The organism is Paenibacillus baekrokdamisoli (assembly GCF_003945345.1).
Lineage (GTDB): Bacteria > Bacillota > Bacilli > Paenibacillales > Paenibacillaceae > Paenibacillus_Z > Paenibacillus_Z baekrokdamisoli.
In genome coordinates, this window is record NZ_AP019308.1 from 4,535,275 (window position 1) to 4,555,050 (window position 19,776).

Here is a 19,776-nt window from a genome sequence, read left to right on the forward strand (position 1 = left end):
ATCCCGCAAGCAGCTATTATCGGCGACCGCCTGGTTTTTGGTTTCTCATCATTTGCTGCGCTTTTTGCATTTGCTGGTTGTTCATATTGTAGCCCATTTGCTTCGCCATCTTTTTCAGCATTTCTGGGTCGTTCTGCATTTTTTCAAGCTGTTTGCGCAAATAGTATACACCTGCAAAAAATCCGCCCACAGCACCCACTATGAGCGTCACAATCGAGATAATGACCGTCCACATTATTCTATCACCATACCTTATCCTTATTATACAAGCACATATTGCACCCTATCATAGCATGTAGGGAGCCTGATTCGCAAACGATAGCCTTTGGTACCTTTAGCCCAATACTTGTTCAATAAACACGGTGTTTTCCTTTGCTAAATCCACCTCACGGCTCTCAATGGACTCTTCACCGTCACGTTCTCTTTCTAGCAGGCGCACGATAGGACGGCCAGGCAAGCCTCTGTGCTGACCTACAACAACACCATGCTCCCTAGTCGATAACTTTACGGAGACGCCATTGGGATAAATCGAGACCACGCGCATAAACTGCACAAGAATCTCACGATCGAGCTCTTTGCCGGACATAGACAGCATCCGCTCGCATGCCTCATGCGGCAGCATTCGCCTGCCTCCAGTCTCCTGCTGCAGCAAATTATCATACGTATTCGCGACAGCGACAATACGAGAGTACAAATGAATCTGATCGCCGACGAGCTGTCTAGGCTCACCTGTACCATCCACATGCTCATGGTGCTGCAGAGCGACATGAGCGATCAGCAAGCTGAATTCACGCTTAGCCTTTAGAATTTCGAAGCCTCGCCATGTATGCCGGTCAGGCTCACTCTCGCCTTCTTGCTGTTCCATGAGCGGTTTACCAACATCATGCAGGAGCGAGCCGATCGCAAGCTCTTTGAGTTGGATTTGATTCAGATTGGAATTGATACCAAGCAGCGTAGCAATTATACAGACATTCATGGCATGGATGAAGCCCGCATTATCCCGTGTTCGGATATCATTGAGCTGGATGAGCACCTCTTTATTCCGGATGACGTCCTCCAGCAAATCATCAATCGACACACTTATCGCACGAGAGTTGAAATCCTTCCCCGAACGTATGGCATCCGTCGTCTCAGACATATTGCGGATAATACTTCGTTTGGTTTCATCCGATAAAATCTCTTCCGGTTCAACATCATCGAACTCAGCATCTTTGATATATAAACTGGTGACTCCAATTCGTTTCAGCGTGCTTATCATATACACGGTTAGCTGAATGCCTGATGACAATAGAACCGTTCCATTCAATGCGTAGATCGTTTTCCCCAGAAGATGACCGGGCTCAACCGCTTCCATATCCACATACCTCACGAGCACTCACCTCTCTTCTTCTGATGGATCATGCTGTTTTTTTCTTCAAGGTAAACAGGTCTCCTAGGCTCTCCTATCGCGATTCAGCCGCGTTCAGGCTCGACAACGCCGTATGCAGCGCTTCTTGTACAACAGCATCCCGCTCGCTCGCTAATGCTTGCTCTAGCGCCGCTAGGGCGGTGTCGCCTCCGATGCGGCCAAGCGACCAAGCCGCTGTCGCTCGCAGCTCAAAACGCGGATCCTCTCGAAGCACACCCGTCAGAGCGGGAATCGCGCTTGCATCCTTAAAGTTGCCAAGCGCAATAATCGCGTTACGCTGGATCGGCTTACGTCCTCTCCAAGCAGAAGATGTTGAACCATAGATGTCTTTGAATGCCCGATTCCCTATCGTAAGTAAAGGTACAAGGAGCGGCTTGGCCTTCTCGTTATCCGGCTGGAGCTCCGGCTGATGCGTCCAGTTCTTCCCCTTATTCTCAGGGCAGACGACTTGACAGGTGTCACAGCCATACAGCCGATTGCCGATTTTACGCATTAACTCATCCGTCACAACACCTTTGGTCTGGGTGACAAAAGAAATGCACCGCTGTGAATTCAGCTGGCCCGGAGCAACAAGCGCGTCGGTCGGACAGGCATCGATACAAGCGGTGCATTCGCCGCAGCTTTCGGTTACGGGCTTGTCGGGTGGGAGTGGTAAATTCGTAATCATTTCCCCCAAATAGACCCATGAACCCCACTCTGGTGTAATAATTGCACAGTTACTGCCGCTCCACCCGATACCTGCTCGCTGCGCTACAGCACGGTCGGAGAGCGCACCAGTGTCCACCATGCTTAACACACGGCAGGAAGGCACCCGCTCAATCAGCCAAGCTTCAAGACGCGCTAAGCGGTCTCGAAGCACGGTATGGTAATCCTCACCCCAGGCTGAACGTGCGAGAATACCGCGCCTTGCCCCAGGCTCGGACTTCGGAGGATCCTGCAGCTTAGAAGGATACGCAATTGCTATGGCGATAATAGACTGCGGGTTATCGAATAGCAGCGCAGGTTCCGTGCGCTTATTCAGATCAGGCTCCTCGAAGCCGGACTCATAGCCTAGCTCCCGATGTCTTAGCAGCCTCTGCTTTAATTCAGTGAACGGCTCTACGGAGGCAATGCCGATTTTATCAATGCCAAGCTCGGCCGCCGCAGCTTTCATATCCGTCTTCAGCTTGTCCCATGTTGTTTGAATGTCCACTCGGCGCCCTCCTCAGCTCATCATCATCTACTTCAACACGCAACCAAAACAAATCAGCAGCTATAAAGCCTTCAACTTAATAATCGGCCATAATATGAAATCCGCACGCCCTCGAATCATATCCAGCGGAACAGGTCCGAATGAGCGGCTGTCCTTGCTTGCACGGGCATGACGATTATCTCCCATGACGAAATAAGTATCCGTCTTCAGCTTAATAGGTCCATAATCGAAATCTGCTATTTCTGTATCCGTGTAGGGCTCAACCACCAATTCCCCGTTGCGATAGAGCTGTCCTTGACGAATCTCAATCGTATCGCCAGGAATACCCACCACTCGTTTCACTAAGTACTCTTTCTTATCTTCTCCATTAGAAGGATCCTTCAGAATAATGACATCGCTTATTTGCGGAGATCCCCCGAACATGTAGGTATATTTATTAACGAAGAGCCATTCCTTCTCATAAAGCGTTGGCTGCATGGATTGACCTTTTACCGTAGATAAATTGAATACGAAAAAATGAAGCAGCAGCACAACTATAACCGCGATAATAAGCGTCCTTGACCACTCCCATAGTTCCGTTGTCCAAACAGGCTTCTTGCCCTGCGGTTTCCCTTGCTTCCCCTTCTTGCTAGACTTTTCCTTATTCACTGGTTTAGCAAGCGGCTGTGCATGTGAGCGTTTACGAGGTCCGACGGAAGTCGTTTCGGCATCGCTAGAGGAATCTGAATAACCATTCATGTCTGCTACACCTCGCCTGTATGTTTGTTCCACATCTCGTAATAGGCAATAATCGCCTCATGATTAAAGGGCGCTTGACCTTGATCAATACGAGCTTCTAATGCATGCAGGCCCTCTATCACCTTTTGGTTCACTTCCGCCGAGTAATGATAAAGCGTCTTATGGAGCTCATATTCCTCTTGATCAACGACCTGCGATACGCCGCGATGCGAAATAATAATATCAAGATCATAATCAATATACGTAAGTACTTCGTTCTGAAAAAAGGGGGGGGAAGCGATATTGCAATAATAGCGTACTCCTGCCTCTTCAAGCAGGCCAACCACATTAAACCATTGGCCAGGAATAAAGAAAGAAACAGCAGGCACACGGCTAATCCACTGCTTGCCATCGGCCTCTTGAATCGGAGTCTGTCTGTTAATGAAGACATGCATCGACTCCGCTGCATGATCAGGATGCAGCAGTTTGTCAGGCACTAACCAATTCTCCAGCCACATGCGGTGCAGGTGACCATCATGTTTGAAGCTTTTAATAATAGAAGGAAGGTACATTTCCATATTACTCTGCGCTCCCATAGCAGTTCTTACTTATAAGAAAAGCATATCTGACCGCCAAAATCAATGACGTTCAAGATATGCTCATCTCTTTATTCTATAAAAATAGTAAGGTGTGATCGTTGCAGCATTAACCTGCTACAATACTAAGCTTCTGGAACGAGCGGAAAAAGTCCGTTGCCGCATAGCCAAGCGATTCATAAAGTGAAAGAATCGGTTCATTATGCTCGTCCGCCGTAATTAAAATCTTCGTTACATTCCGCTGCTCGAATCGCTGACGCAGCGACCCAATAAGCAATTTCCCCATTCCTTGACGCCGATAGTCCGGATGCACAGCTATACGGTAGTAGTAGCCCTTGTTGTCATCGATCGTACCGATAATAATACCGGCAATTTCATCGCCTCGGGATGCCACAAGCACCAATTCACTGTCCCATGACAGCTGACGGGCAAAGGCCTCCATCGTAAGCTCGTAGCACTCTTCCGACAAAACAGTTTCTAACAGCTCAGTAACAGGCCGGTAATCGGATAATTGGAAAGAACGAACGTCCATAACTCAAACCCCTCTATGTGCAGTATGAGAAAACACCTATTAACGAAGAAACGCCGTGACAATCGACCAACAAGAAAAGAATATAATTACTCATAAAAAATTTAGGTAAAGTTAATAATACGACAAATTTGTGCGAATTCCTTCTAAAATCTTTAAAAAACCTTAAAAATATCATGAAATATCGGAAATCCTGTTGAAAGCGCTTTATAGTAAACGTTTTCAACATTTATCGCCTTCCTTTTCTTTCTTTTCCTTCTTTTTTCGACAGTAAAAAAGCTCCGGCCTATAGGACCAAAGCTTCAGGGATGTATTAAGCGCGTTCATATAAATAATGAAATAATGCTTCCTTCCAAGGACGCAAATCGCTCATTCCATGTCGATGTATCGCTCCATGATTCAACACAGAGTAGCTAGGTCTGGGAGCCGGCCGCGGAAACTCTTCAGTCAAACAAGGCTCTACCTTGATCGACAATGCCCTTTGCTTGAAGATTGCTTGGGCAAAATCATACCAAGAGCAGCTGCCTGTATTAGAAGCATGATAAATACCATAGTTCTCTGTCTGGACTAATTGGAGCAAAAAATGTGCAAGATCCAGCGAATACGTAGGGGATCCAATCTGATCACTGACCACCTTCAACGATTGTTGATCATTGGCTAGCTTCAGCATGGTGTGAACAAAATTATGGCCATACTTACCAAAAACCCATGAGGTTCGAACGATGAAATAACGACTAAGCAGGGAAGCTACTGCTAATTCACCAGCTAGCTTCGATTTTCCATAGACGGATTGCGGATTAGTTGAATCATTTTCTTCATACGGAAGCTTTCCTTGCCCATCAAATACGTAATCCGTACTCAAGTAACAAAGCTTGGCTCCACATTCCTTTGCAGATGCTGCGATATTATAGGTGCCCTCACTATTAATACGAAAGGCCTCTTCAGGCTCGGATTCAGCCTTGTCGACAGCCGTGTAGGCGGCACAGTGTATGATGACATCCGGCCTATACTCGCTAATCACATGTCGACATTGCTCTAGGCTTGTAATGTCCAAGCCATCTCTCCCCAAGCCTTTAATGTCTAATCCGTTAATCGACAGGTTCGCAAGCTCTGCACCCAATTGACCGTTAGCCCCAGTAATGAACACCTTCAATAGGGCGGCTGTCATGAATGCTCTTCCTCCATTTTGTCGTATTTAAGCCTATTATAGTGTCGGTAGGCGCCAGACATAATTTGCTCCATCCATCCCGCTTGACTTAAGTACCATTGAATCGTTTTCTTCAAGCCCTTCTCATAGTCATATTGAGGCTGCCAACCGAGCTTGGCGCGAATTTTTCCAGCATCGATTCCATAACGGCGATCATGACCTAGACGGTCGGTTACATACGTAATCAGTGATTCAGGCTTTCCAAGCTCGGCAAGAATGGCAGTGACCACTTCAAGATTGCTGCGCTCATTGCTGCCTCCTACATTGTAAACCTCGCCTGGCTGTCCATGGTGAAGAACCAAATCGATGGCTTGGCAATGATCCTCCACATAAAGCCAGTCACGAACATTTAATCCATCCCCATATACAGGTAATGGCTTACCTTCCAGTGCATTGTGAATCATAAGCGGGATTAGCTTCTCCGGAAATTGATAAGGCCCATAGTTATTCGAACAGCGTGTAATGTTACTATTCAGTCCAAAAGTTTCATGGTAAGCGCGAACCATGAGATCCGCACCCGCTTTGCTTGCAGAATACGGACTATTCGGGGCAAGAGGCGTTGTCTCCGTGAATAACCCCGTATCACCAAGCGTTCCGTAAACCTCGTCTGTTGATATTTGTACGAACTTGGCAACCCCGTATTGCTTGGATAGATCTAATAAAACCTGCGTCCCCATGATATTCGTACGAACAAATAGATCAGGCTGTACAATACTTCGATCCACATGGGATTCCGCTGCAAAGTTGACAACTGCGTCGATGCCTTTGGCGAACAAAGGCTCTATTTGTTCACGTGCTGCTATATCTGCTTTGACGAATTGATAGCGGGGCAGCTGCTCGACCTCAATCAAATTGTGAAGATTCCCGGCATAGGTGAGGGCGTCTATATTTATAAGCAAATAATCGGGGTATCTGCTCGCCATATAGCGAATAAAATGACTGCCAATAAACCCGGCTCCTCCGGTGATTAATAACTTCATCGCATTATCACTCACCCTTCGTATACCATGTTTATTTCCGCCTCGGCAAGAAGTGGATGGCTCGCATCTTTATCGGACACGATAACCTCTGCCGCTGGCCAATCGATAGCAAGTGTGGGATCATTCCATGCAATTCCCCGATCATGCTCCTTTGAATATAATGCATCTACTTTGTATTGCACCTCGCAGCTCGGAACAAGTGTACAGAACCCGTGCGCGAAGCCTTTTGGAACAAGAAGCTGACGTTTATTAGCTGCACTAAGAATAAAGCCCTGCCACTGGCCAAAGGTAGGCGATCCCCTGCGTATATCAACAACCACATCGTAGACAGCCCCCGAACTTACACGAACAAGCTTCGTTTGCGCCTTGGGATAAAGCTGGTAATGGAGGCCGCGCAGCACCCCGGATTCAACAGATAAGGAATGATTATCTTGGATAAAGTCAGACTGAATTCCTCCCCCCTTATATAGAATTTCATTGTAGCTCTCGAAAAAAAAACCCCGCTGATCGTGAAAAACTGTCGGTTCTATCAGCTTTACGCCAGCTAACTTTGAATCTATAATTCTCATAACCATTCCACCTACTCTACATATCGTTATTATATTTATATTCCAACCAGTCCTTCGCTGCTTTTAGGTTAATGCGGTTTTTCTTGGCACCGAATCTATAAAATTAGAATGGGAAAGGGCGGAATGGACCATGCTAATTTCGTTAGAGGTGATTATTAAAGGAAGGTGACTTTACAAACAATTATGTTGCTTTATAGGTTAAGAAGTTAGATAATGGGTATAAGAAGAAACAATAATCGTTCGATATTCCCGAACCGTTGTCGTGAACATCTCGCAGCTCGGTTCTGTCCCGGCTTGCTGGTAGAACAGGTTTCTTCCATAAAATTTAGTACATATACTTAGGAGGTTTTTTGAATTATGGCCCACCAATTGCCTGCATTGCCTTATGCTAACAACGCATTAGAGCCGCATATCGACGAAACAACGATGATGATTCACCACGACCGTCATCATAACGCTTATGTAACAAACTTGAATGCTGCACTGGAGTCCGCTCCTGAGCTTCAAGGCAAATCCATTGAGGATCTGCTTGCTGATCTAAGCAGCGTTCCTGAAGCAATCCGCACAGCTGTCCGCAACAACGGCGGCGGCCATGCTAACCACTCCCTATTCTGGGAAACAATCGCTCCAAATGCTGGCGGCGCACCAACAGGCGCATTGGCTGATGCAATTGCTAATGAATTGGGCGGTTTCGACCAATTCAAAGCTGATTTTGCTAAAGCAGCTACAACTCGCTTCGGCAGCGGCTGGGCTTGGCTTGCGCTTGGTAAAGATGGCAAGCTTAAAGTGTACAGCCTTCCTAACCAAGACAGCCCGATCTTCGAAGGCGACACGCCTCTTCTTGGTCTGGATGTATGGGAGCATGCTTACTACCTGAACTACCAAAACAAACGTCCTGACTACATCGCAGCGTTCTGGAACGTTGTGAACTGGTCAGAAGTTGGCAAACGTTACGACGCAGCAAAATAAGTTTTTCCACACAAACAAACAGGACCTGCAGCGATCACTCGCGCAGGTCCTGTTTGTTTGCTTCATTTTATAGATGGGAATTTATAGCTGTGCGAATCTGTTCTAGGGTACGGATCAACTCAACATTCTCAATCGTATGCTCACATTGTTTCCGATAAACAACCTCTTCTGTATATTGATCCAAGTAACGATCTACTACATCGTAAGGTGTTCCCTTCCTCTCCAGCCGCTCTCGCACGGTCTGTTTATCTACATAGATGAAGATTCGAATGACTCTATCTTTAAACAAATTTTTAAATAGGGAAGCTCCCTCGCTGTTGAGAATCAGATAAGCATGCTTGCCGTTTGCTAGCGCTCGATCTAACTCCTGATGCCGGATTCCATATCGCTCTTTGCCAATGGTGGTGGATTGAAGAAGTTGGCCGCTGCGCTCCAGCTCTACGAATTCGTCATGTGAGATGTAATGATAATCCCGATCTTGACCTTCTGTAGCTCTTGGTACGCGTGTCGTACATGAAAGCACATGATAGAGCCCAAGCTCGGATCCGATCTGCTTCGCAATTGTTTTTCTTCCCGAACCACTCGTTCCCGTAAATATGAAGATCATTGGTTCTGCTGCCATGATGATGCCCCCTCGCATTGCCTAGTAGTGTAAGGCTATTCGATTGCAAATGCGATACTGCCGATTGTTGATTCTGGATGTCTATTACTTCTTTCGACAAAAAGGGAGCCGTTTCCTGTCTCTAATAAGGTTTAGCTGTGACACGATTTAATGCCGTTAATAACTCCCCATTAAACTTTTCCAGTTCATCATAGAATACCCCGTGTCCACTATGTCCGAAAGGCACAATTCTGGAATGTTGAATCCCTCTATGGAGGAGTTCAGCTAATGGATAGGGACATATTTTATCCAGCATCCCATAGAGAATAGTAGTAGGCAATTGAACATAAGGCAGATCCCCACGCAAGTCCTCATCACGCAGCGCTTCCAACCCTCTAATCGTCCCAATGGAGGAGGCCTCTACTCCTAAGCCATTAAACCAACTCCGGAACGGTTCGCTAATTGAGCTCGCAAAAAAGTTCTTACCGAAGTCATCCACCATCTTAGGACGATCTACATAGGTCGAAGCTATAAGTGCATTAACCTCTTCTCTAGGCAGCCCATACGGAAAATCAGGACGTTGGATGAAAGAGGGTGCTGCTGCAGATGCGAGAATTAGCAAGGACATCCGATAGGCGGCATGTCTAGTTATGTAGCGTATTGCGATGGCTCCGCCCATGGAGAACCCGACAAGTGTAGCATTTTCAATTCGCAGTGCCTCTACAACTATCCGGATATCATCAGCCATTCGATTGTAATTATAACCCTGCCAGGGCGCATCCGACTTCCCAAAGCCACGCAAATCCACACGAATGCAGCGATAGCCATAATGGGGCAGCACGTTTATCTGATACTCATACATTTTATGATTAATTGGCCAACCGTGGATGAAGAGAACGGGTTTTCCTTGCCCTATCTCCTCCACGTAGATTCTGACGCCTCTTTCCACTTCAATATAGGCATGCATATACTCATCCACCTTTCACGCTTTCGTCCATTTATGTCTATACAATTCTAGAGTCATATATTAATGAAGTTCACGAAAATGCACACGAAATGGGCGATAGCCGCATAAAATGAATCGAGACATTTACCTATACGCATTGGAAAAGGAGACTAACGCGAATGTCGTATAACTTGTACATCCCCGGTCCAGCACCGGGAAGCAATTCCAATACTTATTCAAAAAGAGATTGTGGCTGCGGCGGCCCCCGAGGATTAATACCTGGACTCGGTGGACTTGGCGGAGCGGGCGGCGGTATGTTCCCCGGTGGACCGGGTGGGACCGGCGGCGGCATGTTCCCAGGCGGACCAGGTGGGACCGGTGGCGGCATGTTCCCCGGTGGACCAGGTGGGACCGGCGGCGGTATGTTCCCCGGTGGACCAGGTGGGACCGGCGGCGGTATGTTCCCCGGTGGACCGGGTGGGACCGGCGGCGGCATGTTCCCCGGCGGACCAGGTGGGACTGGCGGCGGCATGTTCCCCGGTGGACCGGGTGGGACCGGCGGCGGTATGTTCCCCGGTGGACCAGGTGGGACCGGTGGCGGTATGTTCCCAGGCGGACCAGGTGGGACTGGCGGCGGCATGTTCCCCGGTGGACCAGGTGGGACCGGCGGCATGTTCCCCGGTGGACCGGGTGGGACCGGCGGCGGCATGTTCCCAGGCGGACCAGGTGGGACCGGTGGCGGCATGTTCCCCGGCGGACCGGGTGGGACCGGTGGCGGCATGTTCCCTGGCGGACCAGGTGGGACCGGCGGCGGTATGTTCCCTGGCGGACCAGGAGGAACTGGCGGCGGCATGTTCCCTGGCGGACCGGGTGGGACCGGTGGCGGTATGTTCCCCGGTGGACCGGGTGGGACCGGCGGCGGTATGTTCCCCGGTGGGATGGGCGGACTCGGCGGTGGCGGCATGTTCCCCGGCGGACCGGGTGGGACCGGTGGCGGCATGTTCCCCGGTGGGATGGGTGGACTCGGCGGCGGTATGTTCCCCGGTGGACCAGGCGGGACCGGCGGCGGTATGTTCCCCGGTGGGATGGGCGGACTCGGCGGCGGCCGCATGTTCCCACCACCGCCACCACCACCAGGGCCAGGACCAGGGCCAGGACCATTCCCTCCTGGACCAGGACCTTTTCCACCTGGGCCAGGACCGTTTCCTCCTGGACCAGGACCTTTCCCACCTTTTCATAACTTCGTGACCGTTGTTATTAATGGAGGTCGCTTCTTTCCATGGGTTACGCAAGCCTATACGGTTCGCCACTACCCTGGAATGTCCATTTATCAGGCATTAGTCTCTACAGGGGTCATTCGTTTTGGTAGAGATGGTCAAATAATAGCCGTGAATGGCATTGTTATCACAGGCAGTGTCGATACGATTCTCCGCATAAATGGTCGAGCAATACCGGAATCCCTCATTTACCTGCCTGTGCATAACCGAGATACGATTTCAGTTGACCTCGTTATTACTGGGCTCGGATCCATCCTTCCTCGTAATGAGAGTGAATCTAACGACTTAATCCAAGAGCAAGTCGTAAATAATTATGATCTTCTTCAGCAGCAAACAGAGTAAATCATATAACAGATCCAGAATGTAATGAGACCTGGCAGCATCCAAGTAGAACCGGCTAACGCCGTCCTTGACGGCGAAGCAAGTTTCTTCCCACTGAAATATAAGCAAAGTATGGAGAAAACTTATACTTTTTTACAATTGAGAAAAGGGTCGAGTCAAAGTGAAATCCACTTTGACTCGACCCTTTTTAGCTTGCTTCCCCTTAGTGGGAGCTTGCTTCTTCCTTGATTGCTTTCAAGCGCTTCATCACATCATTGGCCCCACGGCCAAAGTAATCATGCAGCAGGTTATACTCCGCGTATAGCTTATCGTAAACGACTACGTTCTCTGGAATCGGTTTAAACGATTCTTCACGAACTCGAGCCATGGATGCAGCTGCGTCAACAATATTGTCGTAGCCGCCCTTCGAAGCGCCTGCTGCTACTGCACCAAACATTGCTGCACCGAGTGCAGGTGTTTGTTTCGATGCCGCAACTTTAATCTCCCGATTCGTCACATCCGCATAAATCTGCATCAGCAGACGGTTCTTCTGTGGCAATCCGCCGCAGGCGTACAGCTCATTCACTTCAACGCCATTACTATGGAAGGCTTCAACGATTTTACGTGTGCCAAATGCAGTTGCTTCAAGCAGCGCGCGGTAGATTTCTTGCGGCTTCGTCAACAGCGTTACTCCGATAATTAAGCCGGTCAGATTCGTATCGACCAGAACAGAACGATTACCATTCCACCAGTCCAGTGCTAACACACCTGATTCGCCTGCGTTCAGCTCAGAAGCTTGCTTTTCCAGCCATTCGTGGACATGAATGCCTTCTTGTTCAGCAGCCTTCACTACGTAAGCCGGAACCGCTTCATCCACATACCATGCAAAAATATCTCCAACCGCAGATTGCCCTGCTTCATAACCAAAATAACCCGGAATAATGCCATCTTCAACCACGCCGCACATGCCTTCAACCTGTTTCTCTTCCGCACCAAGCAGCAAATGGCAAATCGATGTTCCCATTGCCATGACAAGCTTGCCTGGTGTTACAACACCAACCGCTGGAACAGCCGCATGAGCATCTATATTGCCAACAGCGATCGCAATACCTGCAGCTAGCCCCATTCGCGAGGCCATATCAGCCGTAAGCTCGCCCGCTTTGGTACCCAGCTGCATAACAGCTCCACGCAGCTTCGTTTCGGCTAATTCTTCGAGCTTCGGATCTAACGCCTTGAAGAAATCACGGCTAGGGTAGCCATCCTTCTTGTGCCAAACCGATTTATAGCCAGCCGTACAACTATTACGTACAATGTTCCCCGTCATTTGACCCACAACCCAGTCGGCAGCTTCGACGAATTTGTCTGCAGATTCATAAATGTCTGGTGCTTCGTTCAAAATTTGCCACGCTTTGGCAAGCATCCATTCCGAAGAAATTTTACCGCCATAACGGGGAAGGAAGGCTTCGCCACGTTGAGCCGCGATATCATTAACGAGATTAGCTTCATCCTGTGCGGCATGATGCTTCCATAGCTTTACCCAGCTATGCGGATTCTCTATAAAGGAAGGATTAAAGCAAAGCGGCTGTCCAGACTTATCAATGGGCAGCATGGTGCAAGCTGTAAAATCGATGCCAAGTCCAATGACTTCATTCGGATCAATACCCGATTCTTTCATAACAGCAGGGACGGATTGCTCCAACACTTCGATATAGTCAGCCGGATGCTGCAACGCCCAATCATGCTCTAGCTTCAATCCGGTTTCTGGCAATTTCTCATCGATAACCCCATGCCGATAAGGGGTTACATGCTCCGCAATCTCTGCTCCGTCTGCAAGACGAACAAGTACGGCACGCCCGGATTCCGTACCATAGTCCACACCAATCGCATATTTGCTCATTCTCGTTCCTCCTAAAGTTTTACGAAGTAAAACACTTCGTAAGCATAAGCTAAGTTTTACGAAGTAAAACACTTCGTAAGCATAAGCTAAAAGTTTCACCTTACGTTCTGCCTTTACTCTTGGGCTCTAAACCATAATCAGTGCTTGCCAACACGAAATAAAAGCGAAGCGGACGGAAACGTTCTGAGAAGCGATAGCGTTCGCCTTTGTCTCCTTATTTCTACCCCTAGGGATAGAATCAAGAAATAAGGAGACAACAGCGATCGTAAGAATGATCCGTCCGCGCAGCGGGCTTCTACGCACAATGCTTCGAATTTAAGCACTTATTTTAGTGTTAAGCCTACTTTTGACCATAATAGGCATTCTGCCCATGCTTGCGGAGATAGTGGCGATCAAGGAGATGCTGATCCATAGGCTGCGCATTCGGATTAAGTGCATAAGTATGAAGTGCCATCTTCGAAACTTCCTCAACGACCACCGCGTTGTGAACCGCATTATGCGGATCTTTGCCCCAACAGAAAGGAGCGTGGCTGTAAACCAATGCCGCTGGCACCTGATTCGGGTCAAAACCACCCTGCACAAACGTTTCAATAATGACATTGCCTGTTTCCAACTCATACGCACCTTTGATTTCGCTCTCCATCATAGGCCGCGTGCAAGGTATTTCACCATAAAAGTAATCCCCATGCGTCGTTCCCAAAGCTGGCACAGCGCGTCCAGCTTGGGCCCAGCTTGTTGCCCAAGGTGAGTGGGTATGAACAATACCGCCGATATCTTTAAATGCGCGGTACAAAGCAGCATGTGTCGGGGTATCCGAAGAAGGCCGCAGATCCCCCTCGACAACATGGCCTTCTAAATCAACAAGCACGATTTGTTCTGGCCGAAGCTCCTCATAAGGAACACCGCTCGGTTTAATAGCAACCAGACCACGCTCACGATCTATTCCACTCACATTGCCCCATGTGAACGTAACAAGACCGTATTTGGGCAAATCCATATTCGCCTCATAGACCGCCTGCTTTAAAGATTCCAGCATCAAAAACCCTCCTACCTTATCCGACACAAACTGTCTTTCTGCATAGGTGAAATAAAAAATCTGTGTGTCAAACCGGATATATAAATGATATTCTAGTTTTCATTATAACTTGTACGTACAAGTGTGTCACGTCTTTAATTTGCGCCCTCGTGCGGAGCAGCACCTGAGGATTCCCGCAAAATAAGCTTAGGCTCGTAGATAATATCAGACATTGGCTCGTGCATATCCTTATGCTCTAGCAAGTGATTAAGCAGAGCAACTGCATCCTCGCCCATCTTTATCTTTGGATGTTCCAGTGTGGTCAGCTTCACCTCTGTAGCAGTTGCAAGGGACGAATTATCGAACCCAATAATAGACAGATCATTAGGCACACGCAGTCCACATGGCCTGATCACATCCAGCAGCCTAACTGCCAGCTCATCGTTGTAACAAACAATAGCGGTAGGCCTTTCGTGCGGTTCCCGATTAAGGAGGGCAGCGAGTACTTCGGCCGGCTTCGTTTCTTTCTCCTCGGTCGAGTAACGGACTAAATATTCAGGAACTAACGGAAGCTGTCTCTCCCGTAGACTTTTCAAAAAGCCTCGCATTCGGTACACGCCCTGAAAATCATCCGTTTTAAAGAAACCCGCAATTCGTTTATGTCCGAGCTTAGCCAAATGCTCAGCTGCACGGAAACCGCCAAGCTCATCATCAACCTTCAAGCAGGGCGCATCCAAATCACTATATCGCTCATTCAGCATGACATAAGGAATTTTTCTCGCTTCCAAAGCAAGGAATAGATCCAGGTTCGGATTCCCTTCCGCACTCTTGGTAGGTTCTATAATCAGTCCATTCAGCTGCTGCAGTAGCATGGACTCTAAGCTTTCACGTTCCTTCGCCTTTGCATTATCCGTGCTTGCAAGCAGCAATCTGGCACCCTGACTCCGAAGCGCCGATTCAACACCGCGAATAATAGTGGGGAAAATATAGTTTGATATATGTGTCGTCATAAGTCCGATGGTCAACCCTTGGGGAGTTCGCCGTCCATTCTCCAAGGCTTCGGCTACAAACGTTCCTTTTCCTTGCGCACGATAAAGCCATCCGTCAGCTTCCAGTTCGCCGAGTGCCTGACGCACCGTTTGACGGCTCATCGCGAATCGGGCTGCTATTTCATTCTCCGACGGCAGCTTGTCGTGAGGCTTGAACTGCACCGTAGCAATCCAAGATATGATCTCTTCCTTCAACTGCATATATTTGGGCGGAACCTGTTCCTTCACTTGAAACCTCCTAAAAGTTTTTGCGTGGCTTTGCCCGATTTGCCGATGGATAATCGGCATATTCAAGCAAAAACTACCTCGTAAGCATAATCTAGGTTTTTGCGTGGCTTTGCCCGATTTGCCGATGGATAATCGGCAGTTCAAGCAAAAACTACTTCGTAAGCATAATCTAAGTTTTTGCGTGGCTTTGCCCGATCTGCCGATTAATAATCGGCATATTCAAGCAAAAACTACTTCGTAAGCATAATCTAAGTTTTTGAGTGGCTTTGCCCGATTTGCCGATGGATAATCGGCATAATCAAGCAAAAACTACCTCGTAAGCATAAACTAAGTTTTTGCGTGGCTTTGCCCGATTTGCCGATGGATAATCGGCATATTCAAGCAAAAACTACCTCGTAAGCATAATCTAAGTTTTTGCGTGGCTTTGCCCGATCTGCCCTACAACTTGTATGCCTCTAGTATATCACGCCCTCAACTTGTACGTACATACTGTCCGCCAAGGTGCGCAGATCCCTTTTGACAGCAACCTAATGGGAAGATAACATAGGAATGAGATCGAAAGTAAAGGGGTGTTCACCATGTCCGCGAAGGAATCAAATGAAGCAATAGAATCGCAACCCGTAACCAAGCCAGCCGGAGCTGGCTACATCCGCCTTATTATTCTTTTGCTCGCTTCATTGTTTCTTATTAGTGTGCTTATCGAGGTATTTCTAGCTGGAATGGCTTCCTTAGTGAACGCAACACATTGGAAGGATCACACTACATTTGTTCATTTTTTCGAAATGCTGCCTGTAGGTATTTTCGTTTTATCATTCGTTGCCAAGATTGGCGGTGCCGTTCGTTGGCTGAGTCTAACCCTTGTGGGATTCATTGGTTTACAATATATTACGGTTAACTTGGTGGATACAATCCCTATGCTCGCAGCCATGCATCCCGTCTTTGCCATCGTCCTATTCTGGCTTTCAATCGTTATGGTTAAAAAGTCTTTCGTTGTTTGGAGACACGGATTGCACCATCACCGTACTTAACTGAATCGAAGAAGATAACAAATGATCCGCATGCCCCTGGTACAAGCTCACCAGGACATGCGGATCATTTGGTTCCAATCTATCTTTTACTTTACATTCACAACGAATGGAACAACAATGACATGCCCATCACGTTGAAATTGCCCCCATATTTTGTATTGACCGCTTGTGGGAAACACGGTTGCAAAGGTAGCTTTGGGACCTGCTGCATGTTCATCCAGCGGATGGACATGCAGGTAGTTCTCTACTTCACTGTCCACAATAACGACATGACCGACCGCCCCTAAGTAGGGCTCAAGGTCAGTGACTGCAGCCCCGCTTGCTTTTTCCTCAAAGGTGAAGGTCATTTCGTCCTCTTGGCCAGCCTGCGGCGGATGCGCAAAAGTAAGGCTAACATTCATGCCGCCTGTACTCCGCTCCAGCTGTTTGTCCGTCAATAGTACCGGCTCATGCATTGCCTCCCCCTGTACCTCAACCCATTCGCTTCGCCACAAGGGATTACCGCCAACAGGCCTGAAATCAGCAATCAGCTTATAGTCACCAGCAGCAGGAAAAGTCACCGGCACTTCAAAAACACCAGGCTCACCCGTCTCCACCGGATGGACGTGCATAAATTGAGACAGCCCTCGGCTTACTAGGATGAGATGAAGCTTTTTCTCGTGGCTGATTTCGAGCTGCTTCACTGGAATAGGCATACCCTCAGCGTCCATAATCGTCATCCGCAGCTTGGCGGTTTCGCCTGCTTTTGGCATACCCGAAGCCCATGACCACTTCACTTGAATGCCCTCACTTTGGACAGGAGCAAGCTCCATCTCCATGTCCATATCCATATGCCCATGATTGGGATGCGCATTATGCTGCGTATCTGGATTTACAACTGACTCATCTTCGTTCAAGCTCATATGACCCATCGCTATGTCCGTCTTCTTCTCGCTGCCATCCTTCGCCCCAACCAAACTGCAATTGGAGTTACCCATGATGAGGAGGATTATAGTCCCCGCTAGCAGAAACGGCTTCAAAACCTTCATACCTCTATTCATTATCGCAATCTTCCGCCCCTCGCTTCACCAGCCGAGGGACAGCTATTCATAAGCTCCGTTACCCTCGGCCGTCTGCTATTCCGAGCCGCTTGAGCAGGTATTCTCGCACATCGCGTCCCAAGTCTTCTCGTTCCAATGCCAAATCTATGGTTGCCTGCACAAAGCCCAGCTTATCCCCTACATCGTACCTTCGTCCTTGAAATTGGAAGGCTTGAAGCGGAGATTGGATGTTTAACCGCTGCAGGCTATCCGTAAGTTGAATCTCCCCGCCTTTCCCAGGCGTTGCTTTCTCCAAATAGTCGAAAATCGATGGCTCCAGCAAATATCGGCCAACCACAGCCAGATTGGAGGGCGCTTCGCCAGGTGCCGGTTTCTCAATTAGACTGCTCACTCGCCCCGTCATGTCGCCTTTCTCCAAAGCGACGATCCCATACTTATGGGTCTGGTCCCACGGAACCTCCATCACAGCAACAACGGAAGATCGTTTCGCTTCATAGAGATCGATCATTTGTTTCAGACAAGGCGGTTCCGATAGCAAAATATCATCGCCAAGCAGCACGGCAAATGGCTCATTTTCCACAAAACTACGCGCACTCAGTACAGCATGCCCTAGCCCCAGCGGCTCACGCTGCCGGATATAGCAGATATCCGCCATATGCGAAATCTTTTGCACAAGCTCCAGCATTTCCGACTTTCCATGGGATTCAAGCTCATACTCTAGCTCAACCGATTTATCAAAATGATCCTCGATCGCTCGTTTGTTACGCCCTGTAACAATCATAATACTCTCAATCCCAGATGCCACAGCTTCCTCGACGATGTACTGAATGGCAGGCTTATCAATCAGCGGCAGCATCTCTTTAGGCTGGGCTTTGGTGGCAGGCAAGAAGCGCGTGCCCAAACCGCCAGCTGGAATGATCGCTTTACGAACAACTTTTCCAGTCATATGTAGATCCCCCTAATATTTATTATTTTCATCATAACCGTATTGTTCTAAACGTTCTATGTTGTTTTTATATTGGAGAAATCAAAAAAATTCACAACTTTCGATTGGACAGGAGATAAAATAAAACGCATGAGCTCCCTCCAACCATTTGGAGAGAACTATTGTATTGACATCTCCCCATAAGCTTATTTATAATGATTATAATATAGAATTTATTATTATCTGGTTTCAACCCTTTCTATTTGCGGTTAAGAAAAGGAGAGATGATGACATGGAACAAATCGTCATAGTAGGAACAGGTCCAGCCGGGTTAACGGCGGCCATTTATCTCGCACGTGCTGGTTATAGTCCTCTTGTATTAGAAGGAGCACAGCCAGGCGGACAGCTGACCACGACAACTGAGGTGGAGAATTACCCGGGATTCCCAGATGGTATTCTGGGCTCTGAGCTCATGTCCAATATGCGCAAGCAAGCCCAACGCTTCGGCGCTAGATTCCAAACGGGTTGGGTTCAGTCCACTGATCTTTCGGAACGCCCGTTTAAGCTTACAATGGAAACCGGGAGCGAAATAATCGCGCAAGCCATGATTATTTCGACGGGCGCTTCGGCAAGATATATGGGTATCCCTGGCGAACGTGAGAATGTTGGACGAGGGGTCAGCACATGCGCAACATGTGACGGATTCTTTTTCCGCGGTAAAAAAATCATTGTTGTCGGTGGCGGCGATTCCGCGATGGAGGAAGCTGTCTTCCTTACAAGATTCGCGTCAGAAGTAACTCTTGTACACCGTAGAGATGAATTACGCGCATCAAAAATCATGCAGGATCGGGCTAGGGCCAATGAAAAAATCAAATGGCGCCTCAATGTTACACCACTCGAAGTAGCAGCTACGGAACAAGGCCTGTCTGGACTCCGAGTACGCGATAATCTAACAGGCGAAGAAGTATTGCTAGAAGCTGACGGTATATTCGTTGCAATCGGTCATACGCCGAACACGACATTCCTAGGCGGACAAATTACGACAGATGAGCAAGGGTATATTGTTGTGGATCCCGGCACTTCTCAAACCAATTTGCCTGGTGTATATGCCTGTGGAGATGTTCAGGATCGTCATTATCGACAAGCGATTACGGCTGCAGGCAGCGGCTGTATGGCGGCATTAGATTGTGAGCATGATCTGGGAGCTTTAGGTATGGAGCCAGCTGCAAATGAAGCCGTTAGCGGTCGCATTAACTAACAAACCATTACAGAGGGAGCGTGT

20 protein-coding genes are annotated in these 19,776 nt (G+C 48.3%); 4 read left to right on the forward strand and 16 right to left on the reverse strand.

Annotation, left to right across the window (positions count from 1 at the left end; all coding sequences use genetic code 11):
• Positions 1–16: 16 nt before the first annotated feature.
• The 9 genes from EKN16_RS19955 to rfbC all read right to left on the reverse strand — a co-directional run bounded on the left by EKN16_RS19955 (position 17) and on the right by rfbC (position 7,198).
• Positions 17–235, reverse strand: coding sequence for a YneF family protein (locus tag EKN16_RS19955; protein ID WP_125661202.1), 219 nt, complete (start codon positions 233–235; stop codon positions 17–19).
• Between the two features lie 99 nt (positions 236–334).
• Positions 335–1,369, reverse strand: coding sequence for an HD-GYP domain-containing protein (locus EKN16_RS19960; RefSeq protein WP_125661205.1), 1,035 nt, complete (start codon positions 1,367–1,369; stop codon positions 335–337).
• Between the two features lie 73 nt (positions 1,370–1,442).
• Positions 1,443–2,561 carry a tRNA epoxyqueuosine(34) reductase QueG gene (gene queG / locus EKN16_RS19965; protein WP_125666444.1) on the reverse strand — a complete coding sequence of 373 codons (1,119 nt, stop codon included), beginning with the start codon at positions 2,559–2,561 and terminating at the stop codon, positions 1,443–1,445.
• 99 nt (positions 2,562–2,660) lie between these two features.
• Positions 2,661–3,338, reverse strand: coding sequence for a signal peptidase I (gene lepB, locus EKN16_RS19970; RefSeq protein ID WP_125661208.1), 678 nt, complete (start codon positions 3,336–3,338; stop codon positions 2,661–2,663).
• A 5-nt stretch (positions 3,339–3,343) separates the two neighbouring features.
• Positions 3,344–3,895, reverse strand: coding sequence for a DUF402 domain-containing protein (locus EKN16_RS19975; RefSeq protein WP_125661211.1), 552 nt, complete (start codon positions 3,893–3,895; stop codon positions 3,344–3,346).
• A gap of 127 nt (positions 3,896–4,022) precedes the next feature.
• Positions 4,023–4,445: a GNAT family N-acetyltransferase gene (locus EKN16_RS19980; protein ID WP_125661214.1), complete on the reverse strand. Its 423-nt coding sequence runs from the start codon at positions 4,443–4,445 to the stop codon at positions 4,023–4,025.
• A 310-nt stretch (positions 4,446–4,755) separates the two neighbouring features.
• Complete coding sequence (rfbD, locus tag EKN16_RS19985; RefSeq protein ID WP_125666445.1) at positions 4,756–5,595, reverse strand: dTDP-4-dehydrorhamnose reductase; 840 nt, start codon at positions 5,593–5,595, stop codon at positions 4,756–4,758.
• An 11-nt stretch (positions 5,596–5,606) separates the two neighbouring features.
• Positions 5,607–6,629 carry a dTDP-glucose 4,6-dehydratase gene (gene rfbB, locus EKN16_RS19990; protein WP_125661218.1) on the reverse strand — a complete coding sequence of 341 codons (1,023 nt, stop codon included), beginning with the start codon at positions 6,627–6,629 and terminating at the stop codon, positions 5,607–5,609.
• A gap of 11 nt (positions 6,630–6,640) precedes the next feature.
• The gene (rfbC, locus tag EKN16_RS19995; protein WP_125661222.1) at positions 6,641–7,198 is read right to left on the reverse strand and encodes a dTDP-4-dehydrorhamnose 3,5-epimerase; all 558 of its coding nucleotides are present in this window, start codon (positions 7,196–7,198) and stop codon (positions 6,641–6,643) included.
• Positions 7,199–7,555: 357 nt separating this feature from the next.
• Between rfbC and EKN16_RS20000 the strand changes: the two genes are divergently transcribed.
• A complete protein-coding gene (locus EKN16_RS20000) occupies positions 7,556–8,167 on the forward strand; it encodes a superoxide dismutase (protein WP_125661225.1) in 612 nt (203 codons plus the stop codon).
• 67 nt (positions 8,168–8,234) lie between these two features.
• On the opposite strand, the gene EKN16_RS20005 is transcribed toward EKN16_RS20000, so the two are convergent.
• Both EKN16_RS20005 and EKN16_RS20010 read right to left on the reverse strand, forming a co-directional pair.
• On the reverse strand, positions 8,235–8,789 hold the full coding sequence (locus EKN16_RS20005) for a guanylate kinase (RefSeq protein ID WP_164522898.1): 555 nt from the start codon (positions 8,787–8,789) through the stop codon (positions 8,235–8,237).
• A gap of 121 nt (positions 8,790–8,910) precedes the next feature.
• Positions 8,911–9,735, reverse strand: coding sequence for an alpha/beta fold hydrolase (locus tag EKN16_RS20010; RefSeq protein WP_125661230.1), 825 nt, complete (start codon positions 9,733–9,735; stop codon positions 8,911–8,913).
• A 158-nt stretch (positions 9,736–9,893) separates the two neighbouring features.
• Between EKN16_RS20010 and EKN16_RS33530 the strand changes: the two genes are divergently transcribed.
• Positions 9,894–11,333, forward strand: a complete 1,440-nt coding sequence (locus EKN16_RS33530; protein ID WP_125661233.1) for a hypothetical protein — start codon at positions 9,894–9,896, stop codon at positions 11,331–11,333.
• Positions 11,334–11,535: 202 nt separating this feature from the next.
• Here EKN16_RS33530 and EKN16_RS20020 read toward each other — a convergent pair whose 3' ends face one another.
• The 3 genes from EKN16_RS20020 to EKN16_RS20030 form a co-directional block, all read right to left on the reverse strand.
• Positions 11,536–13,209, reverse strand: a complete 1,674-nt coding sequence (locus EKN16_RS20020) for a ribulokinase (protein WP_125661236.1) — start codon at positions 13,207–13,209, stop codon at positions 11,536–11,538.
• Positions 13,210–13,549: 340 nt separating this feature from the next.
• A complete protein-coding gene (gene araD, locus EKN16_RS20025; RefSeq protein WP_125661239.1) occupies positions 13,550–14,245 on the reverse strand; it encodes an L-ribulose-5-phosphate 4-epimerase in 696 nt (231 codons plus the stop codon).
• A 134-nt stretch (positions 14,246–14,379) separates the two neighbouring features.
• Positions 14,380–15,501 (reverse strand): GntR family transcriptional regulator, encoded by a 1,122-nt coding sequence (locus EKN16_RS20030; RefSeq protein WP_125661242.1) that lies wholly within the window; start codon positions 15,499–15,501, stop codon positions 14,380–14,382.
• 578 nt (positions 15,502–16,079) lie between these two features.
• On the opposite strand from EKN16_RS20030, the gene EKN16_RS20035 reads away from it, so the two are divergent.
• Positions 16,080–16,529, forward strand: coding sequence for a DUF6220 domain-containing protein (locus tag EKN16_RS20035; RefSeq protein WP_125661245.1), 450 nt, complete (start codon positions 16,080–16,082; stop codon positions 16,527–16,529).
• Between the two features lie 86 nt (positions 16,530–16,615).
• Here the strand turns inward: EKN16_RS20035 and EKN16_RS20040 are convergent, their stop codons facing one another.
• Together EKN16_RS20040 and galU are read right to left on the reverse strand one after the other, a co-directional pair.
• On the reverse strand, positions 16,616–17,506 hold the full coding sequence (locus EKN16_RS20040; RefSeq protein ID WP_232015870.1) for a DUF8832 domain-containing protein: 891 nt from the start codon (positions 17,504–17,506) through the stop codon (positions 16,616–16,618).
• Between the two features lie 121 nt (positions 17,507–17,627).
• Complete coding sequence (gene galU / locus EKN16_RS20045) at positions 17,628–18,515, reverse strand: UTP--glucose-1-phosphate uridylyltransferase GalU (protein ID WP_125661248.1); 888 nt, start codon at positions 18,513–18,515, stop codon at positions 17,628–17,630.
• Between the two features lie 271 nt (positions 18,516–18,786).
• Here galU and trxB point away from each other — a divergent pair, with 271 nt between their 5' ends.
• A complete protein-coding gene (trxB, locus tag EKN16_RS20050; protein WP_125661252.1) occupies positions 18,787–19,752 on the forward strand; it encodes a thioredoxin-disulfide reductase in 966 nt (321 codons plus the stop codon).
• Positions 19,753–19,776: the final 24 nt, after the last annotated feature.

Bases quoted from the DNA above. Each gene is read 5' to 3' on its own strand.
- EKN16_RS19955 (WP_125661202.1), bottom strand. From the start codon at position 235: ATGTGGACGGTCATTATCTCGATTGTGACGCTCATAGTGGGTGCTGTG.
- queG (WP_125666444.1), bottom strand. From the start codon at position 2,561: ATGAAAGCTGCGGCGGCCGAGCTTGGCATTGATAAAATCGGCATTGCC.
- lepB (WP_125661208.1), bottom strand. From the start codon at position 3,338: ATGAATGGTTATTCAGATTCCTCTAGCGATGCCGAAACGACTTCCGTC.
- EKN16_RS19975 (WP_125661211.1), bottom strand. From the start codon at position 3,895: ATGGAAATGTACCTTCCTTCTATTATTAAAAGCTTCAAACATGATGGT.
- EKN16_RS19980 (WP_125661214.1), bottom strand. From the start codon at position 4,445: ATGGACGTTCGTTCTTTCCAATTATCCGATTACCGGCCTGTTACTGAG.
- rfbB (WP_125661218.1), bottom strand. From the start codon at position 6,629: ATGAAGTTATTAATCACCGGAGGAGCCGGGTTTATTGGCAGTCATTTT.
- rfbC (WP_125661222.1), bottom strand. From the start codon at position 7,198: ATGAGAATTATAGATTCAAAGTTAGCTGGCGTAAAGCTGATAGAACCG.
- EKN16_RS20000 (WP_125661225.1), top strand. From the start codon at position 7,556: ATGGCCCACCAATTGCCTGCATTGCCTTATGCTAACAACGCATTAGAG.
- EKN16_RS20005 (WP_164522898.1), bottom strand. From the start codon at position 8,789: ATGGCAGCAGAACCAATGATCTTCATATTTACGGGAACGAGTGGTTCG.
- EKN16_RS20010 (WP_125661230.1), bottom strand. From the start codon at position 9,735: ATGCATGCCTATATTGAAGTGGAAAGAGGCGTCAGAATCTACGTGGAG.
- EKN16_RS33530 (WP_125661233.1), top strand. From the start codon at position 9,894: ATGTCGTATAACTTGTACATCCCCGGTCCAGCACCGGGAAGCAATTCC.
- EKN16_RS20020 (WP_125661236.1), bottom strand. From the start codon at position 13,209: ATGAGCAAATATGCGATTGGTGTGGACTATGGTACGGAATCCGGGCGT.
- araD (WP_125661239.1), bottom strand. From the start codon at position 14,245: ATGCTGGAATCTTTAAAGCAGGCGGTCTATGAGGCGAATATGGATTTG.
- EKN16_RS20035 (WP_125661245.1), top strand. From the start codon at position 16,080: ATGTCCGCGAAGGAATCAAATGAAGCAATAGAATCGCAACCCGTAACC.
- EKN16_RS20040 (WP_232015870.1), bottom strand. From the start codon at position 17,506: ATGGGTAACTCCAATTGCAGTTTGGTTGGGGCGAAGGATGGCAGCGAG.
- galU (WP_125661248.1), bottom strand. From the start codon at position 18,515: ATGACTGGAAAAGTTGTTCGTAAAGCGATCATTCCAGCTGGCGGTTTG.
- trxB (WP_125661252.1), top strand. From the start codon at position 18,787: ATGGAACAAATCGTCATAGTAGGAACAGGTCCAGCCGGGTTAACGGCG.